General features: G+C 65.0%; 16 protein-coding genes. 13 read left to right on the top strand and 3 right to left on the bottom strand.

The window, feature by feature from the left end; genetic code table 11:
* Positions 1-116 precede the first annotated feature (116 nt).
* The 4 genes from ABIB99_RS18085 to ABIB99_RS18070 all read left to right on the top strand — a co-directional run bounded on the left by ABIB99_RS18085 (position 117) and on the right by ABIB99_RS18070 (position 4,772).
* A complete protein-coding gene (locus ABIB99_RS18085) occupies positions 117-2,075 on the top strand; it encodes an ABCB family ABC transporter ATP-binding protein/permease (RefSeq protein ID WP_354176885.1) in 1,959 nt (652 codons plus the stop codon).
* Positions 2,002-2,859 (top strand): phosphatidylserine decarboxylase, encoded by an 858-nt coding sequence (locus ABIB99_RS18080; RefSeq protein WP_354177102.1) that lies wholly within the window; start codon positions 2,002-2,004, stop codon positions 2,857-2,859. The genes ABIB99_RS18085 and ABIB99_RS18080 overlap by 74 nt, the downstream gene beginning before the upstream one ends.
* An 86-nt stretch (positions 2,860-2,945) precedes the next feature.
* A complete protein-coding gene (locus tag ABIB99_RS18075) occupies positions 2,946-3,830 on the top strand; it encodes a CDP-alcohol phosphatidyltransferase family protein (RefSeq protein WP_166094396.1) in 885 nt (294 codons plus the stop codon).
* Between the two features lie 222 nt (positions 3,831-4,052).
* Positions 4,053-4,772 (top strand): RraA family protein, encoded by a 720-nt coding sequence (locus ABIB99_RS18070; RefSeq protein ID WP_028146688.1) that lies wholly within the window; start codon positions 4,053-4,055, stop codon positions 4,770-4,772.
* Positions 4,773-4,788: 16 nt separating this feature from the next.
* Here the strand turns inward: ABIB99_RS18070 and ABIB99_RS18065 are convergent, their stop codons facing one another.
* Positions 4,789-5,082 carry a hypothetical protein gene (locus ABIB99_RS18065; RefSeq protein WP_354176883.1) on the bottom strand — a complete coding sequence of 98 codons (294 nt, stop codon included), beginning with the start codon at positions 5,080-5,082 and terminating at the stop codon, positions 4,789-4,791.
* Between the two features lie 100 nt (positions 5,083-5,182).
* On the opposite strand from ABIB99_RS18065, the gene ABIB99_RS18060 reads away from it, so the two are divergent.
* From ABIB99_RS18060 to ABIB99_RS18020, 9 genes are all read left to right on the top strand, one after another.
* Positions 5,183-6,007, top strand: coding sequence for an SDR family NAD(P)-dependent oxidoreductase (locus tag ABIB99_RS18060; protein ID WP_354176881.1), 825 nt, complete (start codon positions 5,183-5,185; stop codon positions 6,005-6,007).
* A gap of 226 nt (positions 6,008-6,233) precedes the next feature.
* The gene (locus ABIB99_RS18055) at positions 6,234-7,007 is read left to right on the top strand and encodes a motility protein A (protein ID WP_028146686.1); all 774 of its coding nucleotides are present in this window, start codon (positions 6,234-6,236) and stop codon (positions 7,005-7,007) included.
* Between the two features lie 24 nt (positions 7,008-7,031).
* Complete coding sequence (locus tag ABIB99_RS18050; RefSeq protein WP_014496126.1) at positions 7,032-7,862, top strand: OmpA/MotB family protein; 831 nt, start codon at positions 7,032-7,034, stop codon at positions 7,860-7,862.
* Positions 7,863-8,135: 273 nt separating this feature from the next.
* Complete coding sequence (locus ABIB99_RS18045; protein ID WP_354176880.1) at positions 8,136-10,034, top strand: potassium transporter Kup; 1,899 nt, start codon at positions 8,136-8,138, stop codon at positions 10,032-10,034.
* Between the two features lie 140 nt (positions 10,035-10,174).
* On the top strand, positions 10,175-12,103 hold the full coding sequence (locus tag ABIB99_RS18040) for a potassium transporter Kup (RefSeq protein ID WP_028146684.1): 1,929 nt from the start codon (positions 10,175-10,177) through the stop codon (positions 12,101-12,103).
* Positions 12,104-12,429: 326 nt separating this feature from the next.
* Positions 12,430-12,756: a rhodanese-like domain-containing protein gene (locus tag ABIB99_RS18035; RefSeq protein ID WP_028170872.1), complete on the top strand. Its 327-nt coding sequence runs from the start codon at positions 12,430-12,432 to the stop codon at positions 12,754-12,756.
* A 7-nt stretch (positions 12,757-12,763) separates the two neighbouring features.
* Positions 12,764-13,945, top strand: coding sequence for an aminotransferase (locus tag ABIB99_RS18030; protein ID WP_354176878.1), 1,182 nt, complete (start codon positions 12,764-12,766; stop codon positions 13,943-13,945).
* Between the two features lie 5 nt (positions 13,946-13,950).
* Complete coding sequence (locus tag ABIB99_RS18025; RefSeq protein WP_354176877.1) at positions 13,951-15,075, top strand: polyamine ABC transporter substrate-binding protein; 1,125 nt, start codon at positions 13,951-13,953, stop codon at positions 15,073-15,075.
* Positions 15,076-15,375: 300 nt separating this feature from the next.
* Entirely contained in the window at positions 15,376-16,182 is an 807-nt protein-coding gene (locus tag ABIB99_RS18020; protein WP_354176875.1) for an outer membrane protein, read from the top strand.
* Between the two features lie 226 nt (positions 16,183-16,408).
* Here the strand turns inward: ABIB99_RS18020 and ABIB99_RS18015 are convergent, their stop codons facing one another.
* Together ABIB99_RS18015 and ABIB99_RS18010 are read right to left on the bottom strand one after the other, a co-directional pair.
* Positions 16,409-17,341 (bottom strand): lipid A biosynthesis lauroyl acyltransferase, encoded by a 933-nt coding sequence (locus ABIB99_RS18015; protein ID WP_063983969.1) that lies wholly within the window; start codon positions 17,339-17,341, stop codon positions 16,409-16,411.
* Between the two features lie 8 nt (positions 17,342-17,349).
* Positions 17,350-18,627: a beta-ketoacyl-ACP synthase gene (locus ABIB99_RS18010; protein WP_063983968.1), complete on the bottom strand. Its 1,278-nt coding sequence runs from the start codon at positions 18,625-18,627 to the stop codon at positions 17,350-17,352.
* Positions 18,628-18,637: the final 10 nt, after the last annotated feature.

The raw sequence follows: 18,637 nt of genomic DNA, 5'->3' as shown, positions 1-18,637 counted from the left end.
AACAATCAAAGATTCGCCATCTGGCGGGGTGCGCTGGCATCGGGAAGGCTCTATATGACGGGCGAAAACCGCAAATCGTAACGCTGCCCGCACCCGGCGGGCTTTCAGGCTTCTTGATGGACCAACCTCAATCGTTCGACGGCGCAGACGTTCCCGATCCTCCCGCAGGGGGATCGCTGGAGCGGGCCACGCTGATGGGCACGCTGGCGCATCTGTGGCCCTATATCTGGCCGGGCGACCGTTTCGACCTGAAGATGCGGGTGGTCTGGTCGATGGTGCTGCTGCTCGCCGCCAAGCTGATCACGCTGACCGTGCCGTTCAGCTTCAAATGGGCGACGGATGCGCTGACCGGCGCCAACACCGCGCCGGTCGCGGCCGACAACTGGCACCTCTGGGTGATCGCCTCGCCATTGCTGCTGACCGCAAGCTATGGCGTGACGCGCATCCTGATGGCGGTGCTGACGCAATGGCGCGACGGCATCTTCGCTCGCGTCGCCATGCATGCGGTGCGCAAGCTCGCCACCATCACCTTCATCCACATGCACGAGCTGTCGCTGCGCTTTCACCTCGAGCGCAAGACCGGCGGCCTGACGCGCGTGCTCGAGCGCGGCCGCGAGGGTATCGAGGTCATCGTGCGCATGGTGATCCTGCAGCTGATCCCGACCATCGTCGAGGTCACGCTGCTGCTGGCGGTGCTGCTGTGGCAGTTCGACTGGCGCTACGTGGTGGCGACGCTGATCACGGTCGCGGTCTACATGTACTACACCTACATCGCGACCGAGTGGCGGATCGGCATCCGCCGCAAGATGAACGATTCCGACACCGAGGCGAACACCAAGGCGATCGACTCGCTGCTCAACTACGAGACCGTGAAATATTTCAGCGCGGAGACGCGCGAGGCGCAGCGTTACGACAAGTCGGTCGCGCGCTACGAGGAGTCGAGCGTTCAGGCCTATACCTCGCTCGCGGTGCTCAACACTGGCCAGGCCGTGATCTTCACGCTCGGGCTGACCGCAACCATGCTGATGTGCGCGATCGGCGTGCGCAACGGCACCAACACGGTCGGCGATTTCGTGCTGGTCAATGCCATGATGATCCAGCTCTACCAGCCGCTGAATTTCATGGGCATGGTCTATCGCGAGATCAAGCAGGCGATCATCGACATCGAGAAGATGTTTGGCGTGATCGGACGCGAGGCCGAGATCAAGGACATGCCCGATGCGCAGCCGCTGGTCATCTCCGCCGGCATCGTGCGTTTCGACGACGTGCGCTTTGCCTATGAGCCGACGCGGCCGATCCTCAAGGGCATCAGCTTCGAGGTGCCGGCCGGCAAGACGGTCGCGATCGTCGGCCCGTCGGGGGCGGGCAAGTCGACCATCTCGCGTCTGTTGTTCCGCCTCTACGACATCTCAGGCGGCAAGATCCTGATCGACGGCCAGGACATCCGCGAGGTCACGCAGGCCAGCTTGCGCGCCTCGATCGGCATGGTGCCGCAGGATACGGTGCTGTTCAACGATACCATCCGCTACAACATCCGCTACGGCCGCTGGGATGCCGATGATGCCGAGGTCGAAGAGGCGGCGCGGCTGGCGCAGATCGATCATTTCATCCGCATGGCGCCGATGGGCTACGAGACCCAGGTCGGCGAGCGCGGCCTGAAGCTGTCCGGCGGCGAGAAGCAGCGCGTCGCCATCGCGCGCACCGTGCTCAAGGCGCCGCCGATCCTGGTGCTGGACGAGGCGACCTCGGCGCTCGACACCCACACCGAGCACGAGATCCAGGGCGCGCTCGACCGCGTGGCGAAGAACCGCACCTCGCTGGTGATCGCGCACCGGCTTTCCACCATCGTCGGAGCCGACGAGATCATCGTGCTGGACCAGGGCCGCATCGCCGAGCGGGGCACCCACGCCAAGCTGCTCGCGCAGGGCGGCCTCTATGCCAGCATGTGGAACAGGCAGCGCGAGGCCGAGGCGGCACGCGAGAAACTGGCCAAGATGGCGGATTCCAGCGAGGCGCCCAACCGGGAGCCGCCGCCGGTCGACGACGCCCTCGCGACATCAGCGGCCGCGGAGTGACCTTGTCTCGGGTCCCAACTCTGGCCTAAACAACTCCACCGCGCGGGGCGACCCGGCGCCATCAACTCCCAGGCGGCAGATAGCGATGTCCATCCTCGATTCGATCCAGCGTCAGATCCCGCCGATCCACAAGGAGGGCTATCCCTTCATTGGCGGCTTTGCGCTGGCAAGCCTGATCCTGTTCTGGCTGTGGTCGCCGCTCGGGTGGATCGGCACGATCCTGACCGTGTGGTGCGCGCTGTTCTTCCGTGACCCCGTGCGCGTGACGCCGGTGCGCGAGGGGCTCGTGGTGTCGCCGGCCGACGGCCGCGTCTCGATGATCACCATGGCGCTGCCGCCGGCCGAGCTCGGGCTCGGCGACCGGCCGCTGCCGCGCATCTCGGTGTTCATGAGCGTGTTCAACTGCCACGTGAACCGTAGCCCGATCGCGGGCAGGGTGGACCGCATCGCCTACCGGCCGGGCCTGTTCATCAACGCCGAGCTCGACAAGGCGAGCGAGGACAATGAGCGCAACTCGCTCGTGATCACGACGCCGACGGCGCGGATCGGCGTGATCCAGATCGCGGGGCTCGTGGCCAAGCGTATCGTCTGCTTCGTCAGGGAAGGGCAGGCGATCGGGGCGGGCGAGCGGTTTGGCCTGATCCGCTTCGGCTCGCGCCTCGACGTCTACCTGCCGCTGGGTACCAAGGCGCTGGTGTCGGAAGGGCAGACCGCGATCGCCGGAGAGACGATTTTGGCCGATCTTGCCGGGGACGACCCAAGCCGCGCCTACCGCGCCAATTAACCAATAGTCAGTCCAAAGGGGCCTTCCGCCGCAATGGCGGAGGGGAACAGGGCTTGCTATATCTCGCATTGAGATAAGGACGAGCCATGACGCCCTACGACTTCAAGGATCCCGACGTCCGCCGCCGGCGGTTCCGCCCGATTCCGGTGCGGATGCTTGTGCCCAACGTCATCACGCTGCTGGCGATCTGCGCCGGCCTGACCTCGATCCGGCTGTCGATCGAGGGGCGGATGACGCTCGCGGTCTACGCCATCGTGTTCGCGGCCGCGCTCGACGGCATCGATGGTCGCGTCGCGCGCATGATCAAGGGCCAGTCCAAGTTCGGCGCCGAGCTCGACAGCCTCGCCGACTTCGTCAATTTCGGCGTCGCGCCCGGCTTGATGCTGTACTTCTGGCAGCTGCACGAGCTCGGCAATGCCGGCTGGATCGCCGCCATGGTGTTCGCGATCTCCGGGGGCTTGAGGCTCGCGCGCTTCAACGCCACAATGGACGATCCGAACAAGCCGGCCTTCGCCGCCAATTTCTTCACCGGTGTGCCGGCGCCGGCCGGCGCGATCACGGTGCTGCTGCCGATCTACGTCGCGTTTCTCGATCTCGGCCGGCTGCCCGCGGCGGTGACGGCGGCCTATACGCTCTTGATCGCCTTCCTGATGGTGTCGCGCCTGCCGGTATTCTCCGGCAAGACCAAGCGCATGCGCGTGCCGCCCGAGCTGGTGCTGCCGGCGTTCGTCGCGGTAATCGTCTTCATCGCTATCCTGATCGCCTATCCCTGGCACGTGCTGTCGATCGGCACGGTGCTGTATCTGCTCGGTCTGCCGCTGGGCTACAAATCCTACCGCGACCAGGCGCGGGCGATGGCGGCCACCGCGCCGTCGGGAGGCGAGGTCCCGTCGCCGCCTTCGGCGCCGACGCTGGCCAATTTGTCGGAGCCGCCGCACGACGACGACGACCGGCCCGGACGGCTGCACTAAAGCACGATGAGATTTGGCTGAATCGTCATCGCGCTTTAGGTCGTTGTTTGAGCATGATCTTTTCGGAAAACCGCTACGCACTTTTCCGGATCATGCACTGAGCGGTTTTCGCGGATATCTGCCATGAAGGCGGCCGAGTTGGGTTGAAGCCCGATCTCGGCTATATCGCCCTGTGCCGGCGGCACCGCGCCAACAGCGGCCGCCAATCTGGGAGAGAACGCCGTGACTGATACCGCGACCGGGCCGCTGCCCGCTGCCGTCCTCGAAGCGCTGGGCCGCTATGACACGCCGACGATCTGCAATGCCATGGAGATCGTGGCGCCCGAGCGCCGGTTGATCGGCTACACCACCAAGCAACTGGTTTGCCCATTTCCCGACCTGCCGCCGATCGTCGGCTATGCCCGCACGGTTGCGATCCGCTCGGTGCTGAAGTCCTCGCTGCCGGCCGAAGAGCAGTCCAAGCGCCGCATCGAATATTACGAATATGTCGGCACCGGCCACGGTCCGCGCATCTCGGTGATCCAGGACATCGACGGTCCCGACGTCGGTTACGGTGCGTTCTGGGGCGAGGTGCAGAGCAACGTGCACAAGGCGCTCGGGTGCCTCGGCGTCATCACCGACGGCTCGATCCGCGACATCCCGCAATGGGCCCCGGGCTTCCAGGCGCTGGCCGGCTCGATCGGCCCGTCGCATGCCTGGGTGCATGCGGAAAGTTTTGGTGGCGAGGTACGCGTCGCCGGCATGACCGTGAAGTCCGACGATCTGATCCATGCCGACCAGCACGGCGCCATCGTGATCCCGCTCGACATCGCCGCAAAGCTTCCTGAGGCTGCCGAACTCTGCGGCCGCCGCGAGACGCCGATCCTGGAGATCGCGCGCAGCCCCGACTTCTCGCTGGAGAAGCTGAAGGCCGCGCTGAAGCGTTCGGCGGAGATTCACTAAGGGGCGACCGAACGATCTACGGCCGCGACGCCGGCCGTGGGCCGCCCTGTTCCGTCAGAAGCAGGGCGGCCTGATCCGGCTCGCAGAAGACTGCGGCGGCGCATCCGATCAGGGTGAAGCCGCCGGCGAGATCCCAGAGGGTGATGTTTTCGGCGTTATCTGGGACATGAATCAAGCGCGCTGCGATCACGGCAAAGCCCGCCTCGACAAACAGCAACACGCTGAACGCCGGCAGGACGAGCCCTGGCTCGAGCAGATGGAGCGCCAGTACCGCGGGCAGCGCGGTGAGAAGACCGAACAGCGTCAACATGGCAAAACGGCTCCTGCGATGGAGCATGCCGCCCGGCGACAGAATACTGCATGATCTCTCGTCGCGGATGTGGCGCAGGGCCGCAGTCGGAGGACGCACAATGAAGATGACTGGCAAAACCGTCCTGATCACCGGTTCGACGGACGGCGTCGGCCGCTACGTCGCGCGCCGGCTGTCCGAAGCAGGTGCGAGGGTCCTGATCCACGGCCGCGATGCCGTGCGCGCGAAGGCGCTGATCGACCAGATCGTGCAGGCCGGCCACGCCGCGCCGACATTCTACCAGGCCGACTTGTCGTCGATGTCAGGCACGCGAGAGCTCGCCGCGGCCGTTATCCGCGATCACCAGCGTCTCGATGTGTTCGTCAGCAACGCCGGCATCGGCTCGCAGAACGACGGACCGCAACGGCAGGAGAGTCCGGACGGCTACGAACTGCGCTTTGCGGTGAATTACCTCTCGGGCTTCCTGCTGGCGCACTTGCTGCTGCCGCTGTTGACGTCCGCGGCACCTTCGCGCGTCGTCAATGTTGCCTCCCTCGGTCAGCATCCGATCGATTTCGACGACGTCATGATCAGCAAGGGCTACAGCGGCTCGCGCGCCTACGCACAGAGCAAACTCGCGCAGATCATGTTCACCATCGATTTCGCGGAGGAATTGAAGCGCATGGGCATCACCGTCAACGCGCTGCATCCGGCCACCTACATGAACACCACGATGGTGCGCGCCGGCGGCATCACGCCGATCTCGACCGTGGAGCAGGGCGGTGCGGCGATCCTGCACCTCGTCGAAGGCGACGATGTCGCCGGCAAGAGCGGGATGTTCTTCAACGGCATGAACGAGACGCGCGCCAATCCGCAGGCCTACGATGCCGGCGCCCGCAGGCGCCTGCGCGCACTCAGCCTCGAGCTGACCGGACTTTCGTCCTGAGCTGCCGTCCTGGCGCCCCGCAATCATGGTTAGCGAAGTGTTGAGATTCCCGTCGGTCGCGGGCAAAGCCGGCGCCCTGTCAGCGCGCTGCGTCGGTCTGGCGCCCCGGCTCAACTTAACCTTTACGCGGCTTTAAGGGGGGCGCTCTAGGGTTTCCGATGCGGTTCGGGGTTGGGCCGCGCCAGCGGCCAGGACGGCCGTTGTTGCGTTCGCGTTGGAGTGTCCCATGGATATCATGACGAGCGTCGGGCTCATTGCGGGCATCATCGTCATTACGGCGATGATCTTCATGGGCGGCGACCTCCACATGTTCATCTCCGAACATGCCATGATCATCATCTTCGGCGGCTCGGTCTCGGCCACCATGATCCGCTTTCCGCTCAGCGCGCTCCTGCACGGCCTTCCGCTCGGCGCCAAGTTCGCTTTCACCATGAGCCGCCTGTCGGCGCACGACCTCGTCGACGAGCTCGCCCGTATCGCCGAGATCGCCCGCAAGCAGGGCCCGGTCGGCCTCGAAAAGGTCGAGACCGACGAGCCGTTCCTGGCCAAGGGTATCCGCTACGTCGCCGACGGCTACGACCTCGACTTCATCCGCGACAATCTCGAGCGCGACCGCGACAACTTCCTCATGCACCTCGACGAAGGCAGCAAGATCTACCGCGCCATCGGCGACTGCGCTCCGGCCTTCGGCATGATCGGCACCCTGATCGGCATGGTGCAGATGTTCGCCAACATGACCGATCCCTCCAAGCTCGGCCCGTTCATGGCGACCGCGCTGCTCGCAACCCTGTACGGTGCGCTCGTCGCGAACCTGTTCTGTCTGCCGATCGCCGACAAGCTGCACGGCAAGCTGCTCGACGAGGAAACCAACCGCACGCTGATCATCGACGGCATCCTGATGATCCGTGACTCCAAGAGCCCGACGCTCGTGCGCGAAATGCTGCTGGCCTATTTGCCGGAGAAGCATCGTCACGCCGAGGGCGAGCCGGTGCCGGCGTAAAGCCGCCGCCCGGGATCTAGAGAGATGGCCAAGAAGAAGCGCGGCGATGCTCACGGTGGCGGTCACGGCTGGTTCGTGACCTTCGCCGACCTGATGGGCCTGATGATGAGCTTCTTCGTGATGCTCGTCGCGTTCTCGACCCAGGACGCCAACAAGCTGAAGATCGTCGCCGGCTCCATGCGCGACGCATTCGGCGTGCAGAGCGAGGCGCGCTACGCCGGTATCGTCGAGTCCGACGGCCTGCCGACCCGCCCGCGGCTGAAGAACGTCGACCACATCCAGCCCGAGGACGCCTCCAACACGCCGACGCCGGATCAGGAGGACCGCGACCGCACGTCGGGCGCGAAGATCAAGGTCGACCGCAACTTTGCGCTCGCCGCGGCCTCGCTGCGCCAGGCGTTGCAGGACATGCCGGAACTGACCGAGATGTCCAAGCACATCATGTTCGAGGAGACCAAGCAGGGCCTCAACCTGGAGATCGTCGATCAGGATGGCCGCTCGATGTTCGCCGACGGCTCCAAGGTGCCGTATGACCGCACCCGCCGTCTGATCGAGAAGCTCGCGATCCCGCTGAAGGCGACGCCGCTCCGTGTCTCCATCGCCGGCCACACCGCGGCCGGATTCGTGCCGACCCGCAGCGACTATGGCGCCTTCGACCTGTCGGCCGATCGCGCCAATGCCGTGCGTCAGATCCTCGAACGCGAGGGCCTGCCGCCGTCCCACATCTTCGCCGTCGCCGGCAAGGCGGACACCCAGCCGTTGTTTCCGGACGATCCTTCGCTTGCGGCCAACCGGCGGGTGACGATCACGCTGATGCGCGAGGATCCGCCGCTGCCGCCGAATTTGAAGCCGTAGAGCGTTTCACGCGAAGCGGCCGCCGGTTTCGCGTGAAGAAAACGCGTCAAACCCAGAATCTCGAGCCCCGTTCCGCTTCCCGCGGAGCGGACGGCTCCAGGCACTTGCGCTACCATCTTACCTGAGGCATGTCGTCGCGCTAACAACGATCGTTGCTGCGCCGTCACAGCATCCGCCCCGGCGGCTGCTATGGTGGTGTGCCGATTGACAGGCGCGCCGGAACGGTCAAAAGGCGCCGGATCAATTCTCGGGAAGAAGCGTTTCTCATCTCACATGACGGCGAGCATCACATCGACCGACGCTCAGGACGGGCCGGTCACGTCGGGTTTCTGGGGCCTGACGCTCGGAAGCATCGGCGTTGTCTTCGGCGATATCGGCACCTCGCCGCTGTACGCATTCCACGAGGCGGTCAGGGGCGCGGCCCATGGCGAGCCGGTCTCGCGGGTCATGGTGCTCGGCGTGCTCTCGCTGATTCTCTGGGCGCTCTTTATCGTCGTCACCGCCAAATACGTCCTGCTCCTGCTGCGCGCCGACAATAACGGGGAGGGCGGCACGCTCTCGCTGATGGCACTCGGCCAGCGCGCGCTCGGGCGGCGAAGCTGGTTTCTGATGGCGCTCGGCGTGGTCGGCGCCTCCATGTTCATCGGCGATTCCATGATCACGCCGGCCATCTCGGTGCTGTCGGCGGTCGAGGGTCTGAAGCTCGTGACCCCCGCCTTCGACCACTATGTCGTACCGCTCACCGTCATCATCCTGGTGTTGCTGTTCGCGGTCCAGAGCAAGGGGACGGCGCTGGTGGCCTCGGCCTTCGGGCCGGTGATGGTGATCTGGTTCACCGTTCTTGCGGTGATGGGCGCCGTGCACATCGCCGACGATCCGTCGGTGCTGGCGGCCATCAATCCCTATTACGCGCTGCATTTCCTGCTGTCGCACGGCACGATCGGTCTGGTCACGCTGGGCGCCGTGTTCCTGGCGGTGACGGGCGGCGAGGCGCTCTACGCCGATCTCGGCCATTTCGGCCGCAAGCCGATCCAGTCGGCCTGGATGTTCTTCGTGCTGCCCGCGCTCCTGATCAACTATTTCGGGCAGGGCGCGCTGGTGCTGTCCGACCCCAGCGCGATCGAGCATTCGTTCTATCGCATGGTGCCCGAGAGTCTGGTGCTGCCGCTGGTCGGACTTGCGACCGCGGCGACCGTGATCGCGAGCCAGGCCGTGATCACCGGCGCCTATTCGCTGGTCTATCAGGCGGTGCAGCTTGGCCTCCTGCCGCGCTTCGAGGTGCGCTACACCTCCGAGACCCATGCTGGCCAGATCTATCTGCCGCGTGTGAACCGGCTGCTGCTGATCGGCGTGATGCTGCTGGTGCTGTTGTTCCACACCCCCAGCAATCTGGCTTCGGCCTACGGCATCGCGGTCTCCACCACCATGGTCGCCGACGGCGTCATGGGCTTCGTCGTGATCTGGAAACTGTGGAACTGGCGCGCCGCGACGGCTGCGGCGGTGATCGTGCCCTTCGTCGTCGTCGACATCAGCTTCTTCAGTGCCAATCTGCTCAAGCTGCTCGAGGGCGCCTGGGTGCCGCTGCTGTTCGGCGCGGTCATGGCCGGGACCATCTGGACCTGGCGCAAAGGGACTGGGATCCTGCTCCAGAAGACGCGCCGGATCGAGGTGCCGCTCGACGACCTGATCCGCAGCCTCGAGAAGCGCCCGCCGCACATCGTCAAGGGCACCGCGGTGTTCCTGACCAGCGATCCCGCCTTCGTGCCGACCGCGCTGCTGCACAATCTCAAGCACAACAAGGTGCTGCACGAGCACAACGTGGTCCTGACCATCGAGACCGCGCACACGCCGCGGGTCGAGCTGTCCGAGCGGTTCCGCATGGAGAAGATCAGCGACAAGTTCTCCAAGGTCAGACTGCGCTTCGGCTACATGGAGCAGCCGAACGTCCCGAAAGCGCTGGCGATCGCCCGCAAGCAGGGCTGGCAGTTCGACATCATGTCGACGTCGTTCTTCGTGTCGCGAAGGTCGCTCAAGGCCTCGGCGCAGTCGGGCATGCCGCTGTGGCAGGACCACCTCTTCATCGCGCTGAGCCGGTCCGCCAACGACGCCACCGACTATTTCCAGATTCCGACCGGACGGGTGGTTGAAGTCGGCACCCAAGTCACCATCTGAACGCAATTGGTCAAGTCATGCAAATTTCGCATGGCAAGGGCCCAAAATCGGGCTAGGCTATGCCGGCAGCGCAGGACTATAAGCCGCGCGCTCTTCCGCCGTTGTGCAGTGAAGCATTCTAGAGGCCACTGGGCTCTCCCATGACAAGTGACGTAGCGATTTCCGCCCCGGAAACGGCGGCGGCCAATGGGCATGGCGAAGCCCACACCACCGCCCGTTTCGGTGCGCTGACGCTCGGCAGCATCGGCGTCGTCTACGGCGATATCGGCACCAGCCCGCTCTACGCGTTCCGCGAGGCGGTGATGGCCGCCTCGGGCGCGGAGGGGGTGCCGACGCCGGCGGCCGTGCTCGGCGTGCTCTCGCTGATCCTGTGGGCGCTCATCGTCGTGGTGACGCTCAAATACGTCGTGATCCTGCTCCGCGCCGACAACAATGGCGAGGGCGGCACGCTGGCGCTGATGGCGCTGGCCCAGCGCGCGGTCGGCACCGGCGGGGCGACCATCGTCCTGCTCGGCATCATTTCCGGCGCCCTGTTCTACGGCGACGCCGTGATCACGCCGGCGCTTTCGGTGCTGTCGGCCATCGAAGGCATGAAGGACGTCACCCTGCACTTCGAGCCCTACATCGTTCCGTTGACCGTGATCATCCTGGTCGGCCTGTTCGCCGTGCAGTCGCGTGGCACCGCCCGCGTCGCCGCGTTCTTCGGTCCCGTGATGTGCGTCTGGTTCGCGGTGATCGCGATCGCGGCAATCCACCCGATCATCGAGCAGCCGCAGGTGCTGTTCGCGCTGAACCCGCTCTACGCCGTGTCCTTCATGTTCCACCACGGCATCATTGGTTTCGTGACGCTGGGCGCCGTGTTCCTGGCGGTCACCGGTGCGGAGGCGCTCTATGCCGACCTCGGCCATTTCGGCAAGCGGCCGATCCAGACCGCCTGGCTGTTCATCGTGCTGCCGTCGCTGGCGCTGAACTATCTGGGGCAGGGCGCTCTCGTCCTCGGCGATCCCGGCGCGATCGTGAGCCCGTTCTTCCAGCTGTTCCCGCAAGGCTTTTTCCGTGGTTGCATGGTCGTTCTCGCCACCGCCGCGACGGTGATCGCGAGCCAGGCCGTCATCACCGGCGCCTATTCGCTGACGCGCCAGGCGATTCAGCTCGGGTTGCTGCCGCGCTTCGAGATTCGCCATACCTCTGAAGCCCATTCGGGCCAGATCTTCATCCCGCGCATCAACCAGCTTCTGCTGGTCGCGGTGGTGCTGCTGGTGCTGCTGTTCCGTTCCTCCAGCGCGCTGGCATCGGCCTATGGCATCTCCGTTACCGGGACCATGGTGGTCACGGCGATGATGGGATTCGTCGTGATCTGGAAGGTCTGGAAGTGGTCGCCGTTCGCTGCCGCCGCCCTGATCGTGCCGTTCCTGTTCCTCGATCTGACCTTCCTCGCCGCCAACCTGCTCAAGGTGTTCGAGGGCGGCTGGGTGCCGCTCGCGCTCGGCGCGCTCATGATCATCCTGATGTACACGTGGCGGCGCGGCAGCAGGCTGCTGTTCGAGAAGTCGCGCAAGCTCGAATTCCCGCTCGCCGACCTCGTGGCGATGCTGGAGAAGCGGCCGCCGCAGCGCGTGCCCGGCACCGCGGTGTTCCTGACCTCAGACCCGCTCAGCGCCCCGACCGCGCTGATGCATAGTCTGAAACACTATAAAGTGCTGCATGAGAAGAACGTCATTCTCACCATCGAGACCGCGCAGACACCGCGGATCGATCCGGCCGAGCGCGTGAGGCTGGAGCAGATCTCACCGACCTTCTCCAAGGTGACGCTGAAGTTCGGCTTCATGGAATCGCCCAATGTGCCGAAGGCGCTGGCGATCGCCCGCAAGCTCGGCTGGCAGTTCGACATCATGTCGACCTCGTTCTTCCTGTCGCGCAGGGCGCTCAAGCCCGCCGCCCATTCTGGCATGCCGCGCTGGCAGGACCGGCTGTTCATCTCGCTCAGCCGCTCCGCCAACGACGCCACCGACTATTTCCAGATCCCCTCCGGCCGCGTGGTCGAGGTCGGTACTCAGGTGACGATCTAGAGCCGAGGCGCGCTCTGTCCGGCTCCACCGCTGTCGTCGCCCGGCTTGACCGGGCGACCCAGTACTCCGAGACAGTTGTGGTTGAATCGATAGGCCGCGGCGTACTGGATTCCCCGCCTTCGCGGGGAATGACACCGAGCGCGTGGTGGGATGCGAAGCAGGAGTTTCAGGCATCCTGAAAGCCGCGCTTCAAGTCGCTGCGATTTAGCTTTAACTTGCGGCATGCAGGTCAAGCCTTTGTAGCGCTTGATTTTCGGCTGCCGAGAGGCAAGGTTGCCGCCCGCCGGGATCGCCCCGGCAGGCGGCTCGTGACGTTGGAGGATGATGTGGCAAACCAGGTACAGGATCTGACCCCGGACGAGGTCTCCAAGGGTGTCGCGGAAGGGCGCTATCTGCTCGTCGACGTGCGCGAGCCGAATGAGGTCGACGCCGAGGCCTATCCTTACGGCGTTGTCGTGCCGCTCTCGACCTTCGATCCCAAGGCGATCCCCGATCCCCAGGGCAAGGAGGTCGTGTTCGCCTGCCGCTCGGGGAAGCGCTCGGTGACGGCCTCGCTCGCGGCGCAGGCGGCGGGGCTTCCTTACGACAAACATCTGGCCGGCGGCATGCTGGGCTGGAAGGCGGCGGGACTTCCCAGCAAGGTCGGTGGCTGACCTCGCGATGACGACCAAGAGCTCCTCGCTGAACAAGGTCTTTGCCGACCTTCCCGTCACCATCTTCGAGGCGATGTCGCAGGCCGCGCGCGACAACAACGCCATCAATCTCGGCCAGGGCTTTCCCGACGATCCCGGGCCTGAGGACATCCGCCGCGCCGCGGCCGATGCCTCGCTGAACGGCTACAACCAGTACCCCTCGATGATGGGCCTGCCGGAGCTGCGCCAGGCGATCGCGACTCATTACGGTCACTGGCACGGCCTCAAGCTCGATCCGATGAGCGAGGTGATGGTGACCTCCGGCGGCACCGAGGCGCTGACCTCGGCGATCCTCGCGGTGGTCCAGCCCGGCGACGAGGTGGTTTGCTTCCAGCCGGTCTATGATTCTTACCTGCCGATCATCCGCCAGGCCGGCGGCATTCCGCGCCTGGTCCGCCTCGAGCCGCCGCACTGGCGGTTGAATGAGGACATGCTGAAAAGCGTCTTCAATTCAAAGACCAAGGCGGTGCTCTTCAACAATCCCCTGAATCCGTCCGCGGTGGTCTATCCGCGCGAGGACCTCGAGCTGCTCGCCCGCTACTGCCAGGAGTTCGACGTCATCGCGATCTGCGACGAGGTCTGGGAGCACGTCACCTTCGACGAGCACAAGCACATCCCGCTGATCACCATCCCCGGCATGCGCGATCGCACCATCAAGGTCGGCTCGGCCGGCAAGATCTTCTCGCTGACCGGCTGGAAGATCGGCTTCGTCTGCGCCGCGCCGCCGCTGCTGCGGGTGGCAGCCAAGGTGCACCAGTTCCTGACCTTCACCACCGCACCGAACCTCCAGGCCGCCGTCGCCTATGGGCTCGGCAAGTCCGACGACTACTTCCTGTCGATGCGCAAGGACCTGACGCGGAGCAGGGACCGCCTGACCAGGGGGCTGGAGAGCCTCGGCTTCCCCGTGCTGAAGTCGCAGGGCACCTACTTCCTCACCGTCGACCTGTCGCCGCTCGGGCTCAACGAGAGCGATACCGAGTTCTGCTGGCGGATCGTGAAGGACTACAAGGTCGCGGCGATCCCGGTGTCGGCCTTCTACGAGCAGGACGCGGTGACCTCCGTGGTCCGCTTCTGCTTTGCCAAGAAGGACGCGACGCTCGACACCGCGCTGGAGCGGTTGTCGGACGCGGTGCGCGGACGCAAGAGGTAGGAAAGATGACGAACGTCGGCCGCTCCAGGCGTTGCCTTGGTTTTGCAATCGCCGCGGCGCTGACGTTGCTTTCCGCCCCCGCAGGGGCCGAGGAGCGGGTCGTCAACTTCTACAACTGGTCCAACTATATGGCGCCTGACGTCCTTGATGCCTTCACCAAGGAGACCGGCATCAAGGTGGTCTACGACACGTTCGACGCCAACGAGACGCTGGAGACGCGCCTGATGGCCGGCAAGTCCGGCTACGACGTCGTGGTGCCCACGGCCTATTTCCTCCAGCGCCAGATCAAGGCCAACATCTTCCAGAAGCTCGACAAGTCGAAGCTGCCGAACCTCTCCAATGCCTGGCCGGTGGTGACCGAGCGCCTTGGCATTTACGACCCCGGCAATGTCTACGCCGCCAACTTCATGTGGGGCACGACGGGCATCGGCTACAACGTCGCCAAGGTGAAGCAGATCCTCGGGCCCGACGCGAAGATCGACAGTTGGGACATCGTCTTCAAGCCGGAGAATTTGGCGAAGTTTAGAGATTGCGGCGTCCACATGCTCGACTCCGCCGACGACATTTTTCCGGCGGCGCTGAACTATCTCGGGCTCGATCCGAACTCGACCAAGCAGGCCGACCTCGAGAAGGCCGCCGAAATCGTCGCCAAGGTCCGACCGTCCGTGCGCAAGTTTCACTCGTCCGAATATCTCAGCGCACTCGCCACCGGCGAGATCTGCTTCGTGGTCGGCTGGTCCGGCGACATCATGCAGGCGCGCGCCCGCGCGGCGGAGGCCAAGAAGGACGATAGCAGCGGCATCGAGATCGGCTACGCCATCCCGAAGGAGGGCGCCCAGATGTTCTTCGACAATCTCGCGATCCCCGCGGATGCCAAGAACGTCAAGGAAGCCTACGAGCTGATCAACTATCTCTACCGTCCTGACGTCGCCGCCAAGAATTCGGATTTCCTGTCCTATGCCAACGGCAACCTCGCCAGCCAAAAGCTGGTCGACCCGAAGATCCTGAACGACAAGAACATCTATCCTGACGACGCGACGCTTTCAAAACTGTTCGTCATCACGGCGCGTGAGCCGGCGACGCAGCGGATCATCAACCGGCTGTGGACGAAGGTGAAGACGGGGCGGTAGTCGCTCTGGGAACCGCCCGGAAGCCAAAATCTGCAAAACAACCCCATGCACAGTAGAAGCGTCACCTGCGGGTCGCCGGCGGTGGCGGTGCTTAAGTCGCGATGACGCCTGGCTTCATCGACGCGCGGATGCAATGACCTGAAGCAGCGCGCGCGGCGCCGATCCGTTGCCGGCCTTCTCAGATCGCGCACACAACCTGAAGTCGTTGCGATGGTATCCGGATGTGTCCTTGGGGTGACAGCGTCCGGCGCGGTTCCGGTGTATGGAACCGGAATACATTCGTTCATAGGAATTGCCCCGATGAAGAAATTTGTTCTGGCTGCGGCTGGCTCGTTGCTGTTCGTCACCGCTGCGTCGGCGGCTGACATGGCCCCGCGTTACACCAAGGCTCCTGTCGTGGCGCCGGTCTACAATTGGAGCGGTCTCTATCTCGGTATCAACGGTGGCGGCGGTTCTGCGCACACCTGCTGGGACATCTTCAACGATTCCGGCTTCCCGATCGTGCCGTCAGTTCCCGAGGGGTGCCACAACGCGACAAGCGCCACCGTCGGTGGACAGATCGGCTATCGCTGGCAGGCGACCAACTGGGTGTTCGGCCTGGAGGCGCAGGGCAACTGGGCCGATTTTAGGGGCAGCAACGCGAGCCAGTATGCCGTCTTTGGTACCACCTCTCTCCTCAACGACGTCACCAAGGTCGACGCCTTCGGCCTGTTCACGGGGCAGATCGGATACGCCTTCAACAACGTGCTGCTCTATGCCAAGGGCGGTGCGGCCGTCGTTCACGACAAATACTCGCTCACGGTGACGCCGGCCGGCGCGGCCGCTCTCGCGCCGTTCTTCGCCGTCGTCGCCGGCCAGACCGGTGCCGTCGGCTCCGAGACGCGTTGGGGAGGGACCGTGGGAGCGGGAATCGAGTTCGGCTTCGCGCCGGGCTGGTCTGTCGCTGTCGAATACGATCATCTGTTCATGGGCAGCCGGGACGTGACCACGAACACCATTGCCCCCTTCGCCGCGCCGCCAAGCACCCACCGCATCAGCCAGGACATCGACATCGGCACGGTGCGCGTGAACTACACGTTCGGTGGACCGGTGGTCGCGAAGTACTGAACGGTTCGAGAGCTTGAATGCGAAGGCCCCGGTCATGCGCCGGGGCCTTTTTGTTTGGGACGAAGTCTTTCGGTAGAGAGAAGGCCAGACCCTCACCCTGAGGAGCGCGCTCTTCGCGCGCGTCTCGAAGGGCGAGGCCACCGGCCGGGCCTGCATCCTTCGAGACGCGCGTTTCGCGCTCCTCAGGATGAGGAATAGGTAGCCGCGTTAGCCGTTTGGCGGCTCGCTACCGCCACCGTCTGTGCAGCCACAGCCACTGCTCGGGATGCTCGCGCACCCAGCCTTCCACCACGCTTGTGATCGCCTGCGTCGTGCCCTGGATGTCGATCTTGCCGTCGGCGTCGCGCACCGGCGGGATCTCCTCGGTCAGCTCGCCGCGGAAACGGTTGCCGGGCAGGCGGATGATACGGACGCCGTGGATCGGGCATTCGACCTGGCGCAGCAGGCGCGCCAGCATCGGATTGGCGCGGGTCTTGCGGCCGAAGAAGGTGACCTCGACGCCGCCGGTCAGGTACTGGTCGATCAGCATGGCGACGTGCTTGCCGTCCTTCAGCGCCTGCGCGAGGCGCAAAGGCGCGTCGCGCCCCGCAGCGATCAGCGTGCCCATGTTGACCTGGCGCATCTCCTGGATGATGCGGTCGGCAGAGGCGATGTTCGGCCGGCGATAGAGGATCGCAGTGTCCAGCCCATGCGCGACGGCGGCGAGCGCCGGCAGTTCCCAGTTGGCGAGATGGGCTGCAAAGATCAGCGCCGGCTTGCCGTCGTCGCGGATCTGGTCGAACAGCTCGATGCTGCGCTGGGGCAGTTCGATCCGGCTCTTTTCCGGATGATCGCGGTCGTAATCCCAGACTTGGTCCATATGGGCGAATTCGGCACCGACGCGGCCGAGATTGTCCCACACGCCCATCAGGATGGTTTCGATTTCTTCCGGCGACTTCTCCGGAAATGCCACGGTGAGGTTGGCGCGGCCGATGCGGTGCTCGCGCAGGCGCGGGCCGATCGTCTTCACCACGCGGGAGAAGAAGTCCGAGGTCTTGGCCGGATCGAAATAGCGCGTGGTGCGCAGCATGCCGACGGTGGTGGCCCCGATCAGGCTTCCGCCGAGCGACTTGGCAGCCTCCCGCGCGCGGGCCTTGATGCTCGCAGGTAACAGCGCCATGCGTCCGGTCAGGCCGGTTCGCGGGTCAGGATCAGCGAGGCGTTCTGGCCGCCGAAGCCGAACGAGTTCGACATGACCGCGGTGACGCGGGCATCGCGCGCCTTGTTGCCGACGACGTCGAACAGGATCGTGGGATCCGGATTGTCGTAGTTGATCGTCGGCGGAATGCGCTGATGCTCGAGGGTGAGCAGCGAGAAGATCGCTTCGACCGCGCCCGCGGCCGAGATGGTGTGGCCGACCATCGACTTGTTGGAGGTCACCGGGATCTTCTGCGCGAGATCGCCGAACACGGCCGATGTCGTGTTGAACTCCATCTTGTCGTTCTCGGGCGTCGCGGTGCCGTGCGCGTTGATGTGGTCGATCTGGTCCGGCGTCATGCCGGCATCGGCCAGCGTCTTGTTCATGCAGCCGATGATCGGCTTGCCATCAGGCGAAGAGCGGGTGCGGTGGAAGGAATCGGTGAGCTCGCCGCAGCCGGCGATCACGCCGAGGATTTTTGCGCCGCGCGCGGTCGCTGCTTCGTAGCTTTCCAGCACGAGGGCGCCGGCGCCTTCGGCCATGACAAAACCGTCGCGGTTCTTGGAGAAGGGGCGGGAGGCCGCCTGCGGGGGATCGTTCTGGGTCGACAGCGCCGAGAGCAGCGAGAACCGCACGAGAGCTTCGGGGTTCACGGTGCCGTCGGTTGCCACGCACAGCGCGGCATCGGTCTCGCCGCGGCGGATCGCCTCGACGCCGAGCTGGATCGAGGTCGCGCCCGAGGCGCAGGCCGTCGACAGCGAGATCGGCGAGCCCTTGGTGCCGAAGGTCTCGGCGAGATAAGCTGCTACCGAGCCGAACATGAAGCGGTGGTGATAGGCGCTGTACTTGCCGCCGCCGGAGATGCGCAGCAGATCGTCATAGGTGATATCCTGCGCGCCGACGGCACGGCCGAGCTCACGGCGCTGCGGCCACTCGACTTCGACCGGTGCAACCGCAAGGAAGAGCGGACCGGGGAAATCGGCCTTGGCGCCGATGCCGGCCTGCGCGAGCGCTTCCTGCGTGACGAGCTCAGCCATCCGCTCGGACAGGCCGGTGGAGGAGAACGGATCGACGCTGACGAAATCGACCGTGCCGGCCATCGTCGTCCTCAGGCCGTCGACCGGAAAGCGCGTGATGGTGCGGATGCCGGATTCGCCGGCCACGAGCTTCGCCCAATTGTCGGCCTTGCCGTTGCCGAGCGAGGTCATGATGCCCATGCCGGTGACGACGACGACGGGACGCCCGAGTTTGTCGCGTGGTGCAGTCATGTCGATCCCC

The organism is Bradyrhizobium sp. LA6.1 (genome assembly GCF_040547805.1).
Lineage (GTDB): Bacteria > Pseudomonadota > Alphaproteobacteria > Rhizobiales > Xanthobacteraceae > Bradyrhizobium > Bradyrhizobium barranii.
Note: the sequence above shows the minus strand (reverse complement) of the source record. Positions and strands in the feature narration are given on the sequence as shown.

What these genes read in the sequence shown, in the direction of transcription:
- ABIB99_RS18085 (WP_354176885.1), top strand. Translation starts at nt 117, where the DNA reads ATGGACCAACCTCAATCGTTCGACGGCGCAGACGTTCCCGATCCTCCC.
- ABIB99_RS18075 (WP_166094396.1), top strand. Translation starts at nt 2,946, where the DNA reads ATGACGCCCTACGACTTCAAGGATCCCGACGTCCGCCGCCGGCGGTTC.
- ABIB99_RS18065 (WP_354176883.1), bottom strand. Translation starts at nt 5,082, where the DNA reads ATGTTGACGCTGTTCGGTCTTCTCACCGCGCTGCCCGCGGTACTGGCG.
- ABIB99_RS18060 (WP_354176881.1), top strand. Translation starts at nt 5,183, where the DNA reads ATGAAGATGACTGGCAAAACCGTCCTGATCACCGGTTCGACGGACGGC.
- ABIB99_RS18055 (WP_028146686.1), top strand. Translation starts at nt 6,234, where the DNA reads ATGGATATCATGACGAGCGTCGGGCTCATTGCGGGCATCATCGTCATT.
- ABIB99_RS18050 (WP_014496126.1), top strand. Translation starts at nt 7,032, where the DNA reads ATGGCCAAGAAGAAGCGCGGCGATGCTCACGGTGGCGGTCACGGCTGG.
- ABIB99_RS18045 (WP_354176880.1), top strand. Translation starts at nt 8,136, where the DNA reads ATGACGGCGAGCATCACATCGACCGACGCTCAGGACGGGCCGGTCACG.
- ABIB99_RS18040 (WP_028146684.1), top strand. Translation starts at nt 10,175, where the DNA reads ATGACAAGTGACGTAGCGATTTCCGCCCCGGAAACGGCGGCGGCCAAT.
- ABIB99_RS18030 (WP_354176878.1), top strand. Translation starts at nt 12,764, where the DNA reads ATGACGACCAAGAGCTCCTCGCTGAACAAGGTCTTTGCCGACCTTCCC.
- ABIB99_RS18025 (WP_354176877.1), top strand. Translation starts at nt 13,951, where the DNA reads ATGACGAACGTCGGCCGCTCCAGGCGTTGCCTTGGTTTTGCAATCGCC.
- ABIB99_RS18020 (WP_354176875.1), top strand. Translation starts at nt 15,376, where the DNA reads ATGAAGAAATTTGTTCTGGCTGCGGCTGGCTCGTTGCTGTTCGTCACC.
- ABIB99_RS18015 (WP_063983969.1), bottom strand. Translation starts at nt 17,341, where the DNA reads ATGGCGCTGTTACCTGCGAGCATCAAGGCCCGCGCGCGGGAGGCTGCC.
- ABIB99_RS18010 (WP_063983968.1), bottom strand. Translation starts at nt 18,627, where the DNA reads ATGACTGCACCACGCGACAAACTCGGGCGTCCCGTCGTCGTCGTCACC.